The sequence below is a fragment of the Pseudoalteromonas sp. SG44-5 genome (genome assembly GCF_014164175.1).
Classification (GTDB): Bacteria; Pseudomonadota; Gammaproteobacteria; order Enterobacterales; family Alteromonadaceae; genus Pseudoalteromonas; species Pseudoalteromonas nigrifaciens.
This window is the reverse complement of sequence record NZ_JACJES010000009.1, coordinates 100166-109273: the sequence shown is the minus strand read 5'-3', so window position 1 is coordinate 109273 and position 9108 is coordinate 100166. Positions and strand designations below refer to the sequence as shown.

Genomic DNA, 9108 nt, shown 5'->3' with positions numbered 1-9108 from the left:
AGTGTGGGTGAGTAATGTACACAAGTCTCCCGCGTAGGTCGGGCGAGCGTAGCGATACCCGACACTCAAATCATAAAAACATCACCACTAGCCAATGAATGTGGTGCATTTGCACTGTGATTTTCCACCGCTGTGGGCACTTACGACATTCTACTGCGTTGTCGCTACGAAGTAGCGCGCCGACCCCAAATTGTAGAAAGCCCGAATTTAACGATTCGGGCTTTTTTACGTCTGCAGAAAAGTGAAATGGCTTTATGAAGAAAGTTGCTTTGCGAGTATGTTTGTTGTGTTTCTAAACAGTTGTTCTAATTGCTTTTTGCCGCTGAGATTTAAATTTTTAATAAGTTGCTCATCGGTATGGTGTTGTAAAACTGTTTGAATTAAAAGTTGCTGCTGATTGGCTGCTATCCTAGTAATTATAACAGGATTTTGGCTAATTAAACGCCAGAGAGTGGGTGAAATAGTAAAGCGGTTACTGCTGAGTTGCTGTGTAAATAACCTTAACGTATCAGAAGCTATTGCTTCATCATTAAATGAGCGCAGTAATGTGCTAACCAGTTGCCATTCTAATGACTTAAAGTGGCTTAATAGGCCATAAAACAGCTCGTATTGAAACTGTTTAATCAGTGACTGTAAACTTTGTTGTGGTGCATTAAGAGATTTAACAACTAAAGTTGCGTGCTCAGCAGTGCTTTTGTCGCGTTGGTAACCTAATTTAACAGCATTAAAGCCTAGGCTTTGCCAAAATTTTAGCAATTGTGCAGTGGCACCAAAACTAGCACCAAACCAAGTACATTGTTCTTTTACTTGTGACTCGCTATAGCTCAGTAATGCTTTTCCTAGGCCACAATTATGTGAGCTTGGATCAATTGCAATACGGACAACTCGCGCACTTAAATGAGTTAAAAAATCACTGTTAAAGCTCAGTTGTGCAAGTGTTTGCGCCATTAAATGCCCTTGTGGGCGGCGCTCACCACTTATAACTTGCTCAGTAAGTTCTTCACTTAAACCGCCTTCTATCGCGATTAAGCATACACCCACTAATTGCTTGTCTATTTTGCTGATAAATATGCGTTGCGATGGCGCATCTAACAACTGGCGTAAATCATTCACACTACTTTGATAATGAGCAAGTGCAAGTAAAGCAACGACTTGGCACAATAGTGCTTCATCAGTTACGAGTTGTTGCTGAGTTACTTCACTATGCTTAGGAATCTGCGATTTATTGCTATTAGTCTCTTGATACTGTGCATCAAGTGCTAATAAACTACGAATATGCTGCTCAAGTGGATCTTGCTTAGCAAAGCGCAATGGCTCATCAAGAGTAATTACTTTAGAAGCTTTGTAGTGGTTTTTAATATATTGACTAAAGCGAATTGTATAGCCTCTACCATTGCCTTCATAACCTACTAAGGTGCTTGCAAATACAATACGAGGATAATGCGCTAACATGCTTAATAACATAGGCACTGGGATAGCAGCAGCTTCATCTACTAAGAGTACGTCACACTCGGGAAGCTCATTTAACAGAGCGTCTGGCGCAATATATTGCATGTTAGCAAGCTGTTTTTGTAATGGATCGTAATTAACATTTAGCTGTGCAGCTAAGTGTTTAAAGCTGCTGTGTGTTGCTCTAAATTGAGTGGCGCAAATAATTACATTTTTATCAGCTAATTTTGCGGCTGCTAGGCCTAATGCGGCTGACTTTCCTCGGCCTCTATCTGCATTGATCAGTAGCGGTCTATTGGCGCGTCCATGAGCTAATTTTACTATTTGTGCTACGCAGTTTTTCTGCGGTTCAAAATCAATATTACTGTGCAGGACATAGTTATAATTATTATTGATGCAGCCAAATTCTTCACTGTAATGCAAGGCCGGTAAGCTTTTAATAATAGAGCTGAAACGCTGATTGAATAAACTATATTGATTGCTGTGGCCATGAGACTGGACACTTTTTAATGCGGGATCTTGCCAGTTATTTAGGTTACCCAGCTCAGGAAGTAATACAAACAATACTCCGCCAGCTCTAACTGTACCAGCAATTGCGGCCAACTTATCGGGGTATAAGCCACTAAAGCCATCGTAAATGGCGTGGGTAAATTCTTGTCCTAATATTTGGTGAATGTGTGCAGGCCATTGAGCATTTTTAAGTGCACAATGTTTAGATAGAGTAAGTGTATTAGTATTTTGTACTAGTGAGTTTGTCAGCTCATAGCACCAATTATCATTGCCAGTAACAAGCACTAGCTGGCGGTGATGCGCGCCAGCTAATTGTTGCTCTAGTTGTATGAGCTGCTTTTTATATAGCTTGTAGTCTTGCATATGCCGTTACTAACCACTTACTACCTAAATCATCAAAGTTGACTTGTACGCGAGATTGCGCACCCGCACCTTCGTAATTAAGTACTGTACCAATACCAAATTTAGCATGCAGTACACGTTGCCCCAAGTTAAAGCCGCTATCTTCAAATGCAGCGTGACTAACTGATGCGCTAAAACGCCCTGCAGCGGGTGGTCGAGATACTTGGGTTTTAATACGAATTTCTTCAACACAGTCCTCGGGAATTTCCCGTAAAAAGCGCGATGGTGTATGGTATTTTTCTTGTCCATATAAACGACGGCTTTCGGCATGGCTAATATATAGTTTATCCATAGCGCGGGTCATACCTACATAACAAAGGCGGCGTTCTTCTTCTAAACGGCCAGACTCTTCATTACTTTGTTGAGAAGGGAACATACCTTCCTCTACGCCAACCATAAACACTAACGGAAATTCTAAACCTTTAGCTGAGTGCAATGTCATCATTTGTACGGCGTCTTCGTGCTCTTCTGCTTGTCCTTCACCAGATTCAAGCGAGGTATGCGCTAAAAAGCCTTGTAGAGGAGAGCTATATTCTTCTTCCTCAGGCAATTCGTACTGATCGCAAGCGCTAATAAGTTCTTCTAAGTTTTCTACTCGGGCACGGCCTTTTTCACCTTTTTCGGCTTGGTACATTGCCATTAACCCAGAAGTTTGAATAACGTATTTAGCTTGCTCATGTAGCGTTAGATCGCTAATTTTATCTTCAATATGCTCTACTAGTTCGACAAACTTACTCACTGCACCAGAAGCGCGGCCAGATAAATGTTGTTGCTCTACAATTGCTTTTGCTGCATACCAAAGTGGTAACGATTCGGCGCGTGCACAGTCGCGTATATGGCTTAGCGTTTTATCGCCAATACCACGAGCTGGAGTATTAATTACTCGTTCAAATGCAGCATCGTCTTGACGGTTACCTATTATGCGTAAGTACGACAGGGCGTCTTTAATTTCTTGGCGTTCGAAGAATCGCATGCCGCCATAAATACGATACTTTAGGCCTTCTTGTAGCATGGCTTCTTCGAGTACACGTGATTGCGCATTACTTCTATATAAAATAGCCGCATCTTGCAGCGCATTGCCGGCATTTAACCAACTACGCAGTTTACTACTTACAAAACGCGCTTCGTCTAACTCGTTAAATGCGGCGTAAATAGAAATAGGTTCGCCCTCGTTACCGTCGGTCCATAAGCTTTTACCCATACGCTCTGAGTTATTTTGGATCAGGGCATTTGAGGCTTTTAATATAGTGGCGGTAGAGCGATAGTTTTGCTCAAGACGAATGGTCTCTGCGCTAAAGTCAGTTAAAAAACGTTTAATGTTTTCTATTTTTGCACCGCGCCAACCATAGATACTCTGATCGTCATCGCCAACAATCATAATACTATTGGAGTCGCCAGCAAGTAGTTTTAACCATGCGTATTGTATGGTGTTGGTGTCTTGAAACTCGTCTACTAACATGTGTGCAAAGCGCTGTTGATAATGGCGCAGTAGTGTAGGGTTATTTTTGAGTACTTCGTAGCTGCGCAGTAGTATTTCGGCAAAATCGACTAAGCCTGCTCTGTCGCATGCTTCTTGATACGCCGCGTACACGCGCAGCATCATTTGCTCGTTAATATCGTAGGCTTGAATATCTTTAGGGCGAAGTGCTTCATCTTTTTTAGCGCTTATGTACCAACCAAACTGTTTAGCGGGCCATTTTTTATCATCAATATTCATCGATTTTAATAAACGTTTGATCATACGTAGCTGATCGTCTGAGTCTAAAATTTGAAATGCTTCGGGTAATTTTGCTTCACGGTGGTGCGCGCGTAAAATACGGTGCGACAAACCATGGAAAGTACCAATCCACATACCACCAACCGGCGCTTTTAGCGTCTCTTCAACGCGAGTACGCATCTCTTTAGCTGCTTTATTAGTAAAGGTAACCGCAAAAATACTATACGCTGAGGCTTGCTCAACTTGCATTAGCCAAGCAATACGATGAACCAACACTCGTGTTTTACCAGACCCAGCACCTGCTAATACCAGCATGTTTTGTAGTGGGGCTGCAACGGCATCGCGTTGTTTGTCGTTTAAGCCATCGAGTAATTGTGAAACGTCCATCGTTACGCCTTTTTAATCAATAATGCGGGCAGTATAGCAGGTGTTTTTGTTAGGCTAAATAAAATACTGTTTTTATACACAGCTATTCATAAAATTATGTTCTAAACTAGTAGCTTGATAGCGAATCAAAAAGAAAAAGGTTAAAAAGATATAATAAAAATTGCTAATTTGACCTCAATTTAGTAAAAATCACCACAGCGTTAAACTGATAAAAATACAACTATATGATTTGTAACATTTATTAAATTGGCATAGAGTGTGTAAGTAATTCTATAGCTAAAATATAAAAATTAAATAAACTACAGAGGTTAGTATGTCAGGACAAGGTTCAGGCGGTAACGTAATCGCAGCATTATGTAATATATTTTTCCCGGGGTTGGGGCAGCTAGTGCAAGGGCGTATTCTTGCCGCGCTTATATTCGCTATATTATTTTTTGGTGGTGCGGCATTATGGTTTTTAATTGTGCCAGGAATAATTGCCGCTATTGTATATGTTTGGGCAATTATTGATGCAGCACGTTATAGATCGTGACGTAATTAATATTAAAGCTTTATAAAATAGCGCCTTTTGGCGCTATTTTGCTTTTTAGCGTCTGCAGCTATTTACGTATATAATTGCGCAACTAACGATTTAAAAGCGATACGTATGGAATATCAATTTATTCGCGATCCAATTAGCGGATTACGCATTAAAATAAGTAGCGAGCATGCCATAATTGGCCGCTGGTTAAACGAAGAAATAGGCAAAGATAAAATAGCTATGGTGCAAGCGCTTATTGCATCGGTGAGTTCAAGTTTTGAGCCTTTAACGCTAAAGGGCCAAGAAATAGATTTAATTTTAACGAAAGACGAAGCTCTATTTGAAGCCCATGCTCTGCACCAAGACAGTGAAGATCTTATGGCTTATCAAGACGACGATTTAATGCTTGAAGAAAATGGCCTAAGCAGTGGTTGTGGTTTTGAAGATTTTATAGACCTAATAAACTCATGGCATGAGTTTACGACTTCAAGATAAACATAGTTAGCACACTAATGAAAATATACAGCAATGCACAACAAGCATTTTATCTGTATTATTACACTAATGAAAATTTAGCTAATCAAAAACGACAGGAATTGATATGTCTGCCAATTTAAACAAACTAGTAGTGATGCTAGAAATGCAAAATGCCATGAATACCAAAGTACATGACCAATGGTTTAGCCAAGGGTTTGATTGGTACAGAGCCATTTGGGTTGAGTGTGCAGAAATGCTCGATCATTACGGTTGGAAATGGTGGAAAAAACAAACGCCTGATACCGAACAAGTTATTTTAGAGTTAGTGGATATTTTTCATTTTGGCTTGTCACTCAGAATTGACGGTATCACCAGCTACGAAAAAATAGCTAAACAGCTTGAGCTAGAATTAAGCACTGCCCATCAAGCCGATGACTTTAAGCAAACACTGGAAGTCTTGGCGGCATCTGCTGTCGCAGATAAAACTTTTAATGCGGCTGCTTTTGCAGGTTGTATGGCGCAAATAGGTATGAATATTGACGATTTATACCGAGGTTATGTGGGTAAAAACACCTTAAACTTCTTCCGTCAAGATCATGGCTATAAAGATGGCAGTTACATAAAAGTGTGGGGCGGCCAAGAAGATAACGAGCATTTAGTAGACGTTGTTAAAAGCCTTGATACCGAACATGCAGATTTTGCAAAATTAGTGTACGAAGGCTTAGAGGCACGATACCCAACAAAATAGTTTGCGCTAAAATAATTAAATTAGCTTGCGATAGTCGGTAACATTTAAGTAATCGGCTATATCGTTATGTGGTTGCTGGCTGTCTGGGTTTGCAACCGCAAGCAAGTGTTCAATACCATATTGGCGTGCTGCGTTGAGCACAGGAACACTATCATCAACAAAAAGCGTACGGCTTTTGTTAAATCCTAAGTCACTTTGCACCTGTTGCCATAAGCTTTGTTGCTCTTTACTTACCCCATATTCATGAGTTGATACGACTCCATCTAAGTAGTTATCAATTGCAGTTTGCTCAAATTTAAGCATTACACACTCAGGGTGGGCGTTAGTAAGTAAAATTAACTCTTTACCTGCTTTTTTAAGTTCAGTTAAAAAGTACGGCACATCGTCGCGCACTTTTATTAAGTGCTTAGATTGTCGCTTTAGTTCCATAATAGGTAGGTTTAACTGTTGCTCCCAATAATCTGAGCAATACCATTGTATTTTTCCGCTAACGGCTTGGTAGCGTTTTGAAATATCCGCTTGCGCTGCTTCAAAGCTAATATTTTTTGCTAATGCGTGCTGTTGTGGAATAACGTTAAGCCAAAAATGGCTATCGTAATGTAAATCGAGTAATGTTCCATCCATATCGAGTAAAACTGTATCGATTTTTGACCAATTTAGCATGGGCTTTTCCCTGTGAAAAGTTTATGATTAAGCACAACTGCCATGATAGCAAATTAACGCCAATGACACAGAAAAAGCACCCAATACCACCGCAAATCCTCAGTAATAAAGTTATAGCTAAAAGTCGCTTATTTACCGTGGAATCTTTAGAACTTAAATTCTCTAATAACGAAGAACGTCAATATGAGCGAATTCGTGGCGGCGGGCGAGGTGCAGTAATGATTGTGCCGTTAACTAAAGATAACGAATTACTACTGGTGCGAGAATATTGCGCTGGCACTAACGACTATCAACTGGGTTTTCCTAAAGGATTAATTGATCCAGGTGAAACACCAGAGCAAGCCGCTAATCGCGAACTTAAAGAAGAAGTTGGTTTTGGTGCAGATTACCTAAAACGATTAAAAGCGGTATCTATAGCGCCAAGTCATTTTAATACCACCATGCACATTATGGTTGCTAAACAATTGTATCCACAAACATTGCCCGGTGATGAGCCAGAGCCACTGGTCGTTGTTAAGTGGCCATTAACCGATTGGCAGTCATTATTAACACAAGACGATTTTACCGAAGCACGCAGTGTAGCTGCTTTATTATTATTAGATCAGTATTTAGCATCAGGAGTCATTGATGAATAAATTACTAGAGCCTTGTATATTATTGGCTGAGCGTGCTGGTGATGCCATTATGGCTATTTATAAAAATGGCGATATTGGTAAAGAGCAAAAGCTAGACGACACACCTGTTACTAAAGCTGATCTTGCTGCTAACGACGTGCTTGTGGCTGGTTTAGAGGCGTTAGCACCCAATATTCCTATTATGTCAGAAGAAACACCGATCCCAGCATTAGCCGACAGACAGCATTGGCAACGTTATTGGTTGCTTGATCCTATGGATGGTACCGGAGAATTTATTTTAGAAAGTGGCGACTTTGCGGTAAATATAGCACTCATTGAAAATAACCAACCTGTACTGGGAGTTATTCATTGGCCAACAAAAGGGGTAACCTATTTTGCGAGCGCCGATAATGGAGCATTTAAGCGTAAAAATGGTAGCGACAAGCAAATATTTGTAGCCTCACCTGATAACTTAACGGTTGCTGTGAGCCGCCGTCAAAAAATTGAAGCAGTGAGCCAATACCTTAACGCCCAATTTACTACTGTTGCTTTAGGATCATGCTCTTTAAAAGCATGTATTGTTGCAGAGGGAAAGGCCGACTGTTTTTTGAGAATAGGCCCCACTGGTGAGTGGGATACGGGCGCATCACAAATTATAGTTGAGCAAGCTGGCGGCAGTATTACCGATGCAGAGTTTAACCCACTAACTTATAACCAGCGTGAAAGTACTGAAAACCCAGACTTCATTGTAATGGGACACCCTGATTGGGAGTGGCAAAAAATGATTAATCCACACTAAAGGGAATACTTACAACATCAATTGCTTGCTTTTTGTTCACTTGAACGATAATAATAACTAAAGCCTTGCATTATATGTTTATTCCTATATAGTAGCGCTCTCTTCAAGGCAGGCTCGTAAATATTACGGATTTGTTTTAAAGAAATTACAGACGCGGGATGGAGCAGTCTGGTAGCTCGTCGGGCTCATAACCCGAAGGTCGTCGGTTCAAATCCGGCTCCCGCAACCAATTTCCTTTAGAGGATTGAGGTTACTGTAAATGTTAGTTAAGGAAAAGCTTGTCGGTCTCAGCTCTTCATTAGCCAGCAAAGGTAGTCGTTTTAAATTCGGCTCCCGCAACCAATTTCCTTTAGGGGATTGAGGTTACTGTAAACTCTAGCTTAAGAGTTAAAATAAAGTAGTCGATAGACTTAAAATATACAGGCGCGGGATGGAGCAGTCTGGTAGCTCGTCGGGCTCATAACCCGAAGGTCGTCGGTTCAAATCCGGCTCCCGCAACCAATTTCCTTTAGAGGATTGAGGTTACTGTAAATGTTAGTTAATGAAAAACTTGTCGGTCTCAGCTCTTCATTAGCCAGCAAAGGTAGTCGTTATAAATCCGGCTCCCGCAACCAATTTTTAATTGGAAGCTAAGTTGTAATGTAAGCAACTTTAAATAAGTATACAATTTCAGGCGCGGGATGGAGCAGTCTGGTAGCTCGTCGGGCTCATAACCCGAAGGTCGTCGGTTCAAATCCGGCTCCCGCAACCACTGAAATAAATAAGAATAAACAGACACTCTTAAAGAGTGTTTTTTTATGTCTGAAATTTAGTGAGTGACTC

The 9108-nt window shown here is 40.7% G+C and carries 8 protein-coding genes and 3 tRNA genes; 8 read left to right on the top strand and 3 right to left on the bottom strand.

All coding sequences use genetic code 11. From position 1 onward, the window contains the following. Window positions 1–252 precede the first annotated feature (252 nt). Window positions 253–2322 carry a GNAT family N-acetyltransferase gene (locus H5079_RS11495; protein ID WP_182684130.1) on the bottom strand — a complete coding sequence of 690 codons (2070 nt, stop codon included), beginning with the start codon at window positions 2320–2322 and terminating at the stop codon, window positions 253–255. Beyond that, complete coding sequence (gene uvrD / locus H5079_RS11490; RefSeq protein ID WP_058372303.1) at window positions 2300–4465, bottom strand: DNA helicase II; 2166 nt, start codon at window positions 4463–4465, stop codon at window positions 2300–2302. The genes H5079_RS11495 and uvrD overlap by 23 nt, the downstream gene beginning before the upstream one ends. 313 nt (window positions 4466–4778) lie before the next feature. Here uvrD and H5079_RS11485 point away from each other — a divergent pair, with 313 nt between their 5' ends. The 3 genes from H5079_RS11485 to H5079_RS11475 all read left to right on the top strand — a co-directional run bounded on the left by H5079_RS11485 (window position 4779) and on the right by H5079_RS11475 (window position 6210). Further along, a complete protein-coding gene (locus H5079_RS11485; protein WP_011326845.1) occupies window positions 4779–4997 on the top strand; it encodes a hypothetical protein in 219 nt (72 codons plus the stop codon). 114 nt (window positions 4998–5111) lie between these two features. Further along, window positions 5112–5480, top strand: coding sequence for a YacL family protein (locus tag H5079_RS11480; RefSeq protein ID WP_011326846.1), 369 nt, complete (start codon window positions 5112–5114; stop codon window positions 5478–5480). A 106-nt stretch (window positions 5481–5586) separates the two neighbouring features. Beyond that, the gene (locus H5079_RS11475) at window positions 5587–6210 is read left to right on the top strand and encodes a dUTP diphosphatase (RefSeq protein ID WP_182684129.1); all 624 of its coding nucleotides are present in this window, start codon (window positions 5587–5589) and stop codon (window positions 6208–6210) included. 15 nt (window positions 6211–6225) lie between these two features. Here H5079_RS11475 and yrfG read toward each other — a convergent pair whose 3' ends face one another. Beyond that, window positions 6226–6873, bottom strand: coding sequence for a GMP/IMP nucleotidase (yrfG, locus tag H5079_RS11470; RefSeq protein ID WP_011326848.1), 648 nt, complete (start codon window positions 6871–6873; stop codon window positions 6226–6228). 62 nt (window positions 6874–6935) lie between these two features. On the opposite strand from yrfG, the gene nudE reads away from it, so the two are divergent. From nudE to H5079_RS11445, 5 genes are all read left to right on the top strand, one after another. Further along, entirely contained in the window at window positions 6936–7508 is a 573-nt protein-coding gene (gene nudE, locus H5079_RS11465) for an ADP compounds hydrolase NudE (protein ID WP_182684131.1), read from the top strand. Further along, window positions 7501–8286 (top strand): 3'(2'),5'-bisphosphate nucleotidase CysQ, encoded by a 786-nt coding sequence (gene cysQ / locus H5079_RS11460; protein WP_182684128.1) that lies wholly within the window; start codon window positions 7501–7503, stop codon window positions 8284–8286. The genes nudE and cysQ overlap by 8 nt, the downstream gene beginning before the upstream one ends. A 152-nt stretch (window positions 8287–8438) precedes the next feature. Then, window positions 8439–8515: transfer RNA gene (locus H5079_RS11455), tRNA-Met, on the top strand. A gap of 195 nt (window positions 8516–8710) precedes the next feature. After that, window positions 8711–8787: transfer RNA gene (locus H5079_RS11450), tRNA-Met, on the top strand. A gap of 173 nt (window positions 8788–8960) precedes the next feature. Beyond that, window positions 8961–9037 (top strand) — tRNA-Met (locus H5079_RS11445). The last annotated feature ends 71 nt before the right edge of the window (window positions 9038–9108 follow it).

Excerpts from the sequence above, each read along its gene's own strand:
- H5079_RS11495 (WP_182684130.1), bottom strand. The coding sequence starts at position 2,322 with ATGCAAGACTACAAGCTATATAAAAAGCAGCTCATACAACTAGAGCAA.
- uvrD (WP_058372303.1), bottom strand. The coding sequence starts at position 4,465 with ATGGACGTTTCACAATTACTCGATGGCTTAAACGACAAACAACGCGAT.
- H5079_RS11485 (WP_011326845.1), top strand. The coding sequence starts at position 4,779 with ATGTCAGGACAAGGTTCAGGCGGTAACGTAATCGCAGCATTATGTAAT.
- H5079_RS11480 (WP_011326846.1), top strand. The coding sequence starts at position 5,112 with ATGGAATATCAATTTATTCGCGATCCAATTAGCGGATTACGCATTAAA.
- H5079_RS11475 (WP_182684129.1), top strand. The coding sequence starts at position 5,587 with ATGTCTGCCAATTTAAACAAACTAGTAGTGATGCTAGAAATGCAAAAT.
- yrfG (WP_011326848.1), bottom strand. The coding sequence starts at position 6,873 with ATGCTAAATTGGTCAAAAATCGATACAGTTTTACTCGATATGGATGGA.
- nudE (WP_182684131.1), top strand. The coding sequence starts at position 6,936 with ATGACACAGAAAAAGCACCCAATACCACCGCAAATCCTCAGTAATAAA.
- cysQ (WP_182684128.1), top strand. The coding sequence starts at position 7,501 with ATGAATAAATTACTAGAGCCTTGTATATTATTGGCTGAGCGTGCTGGT.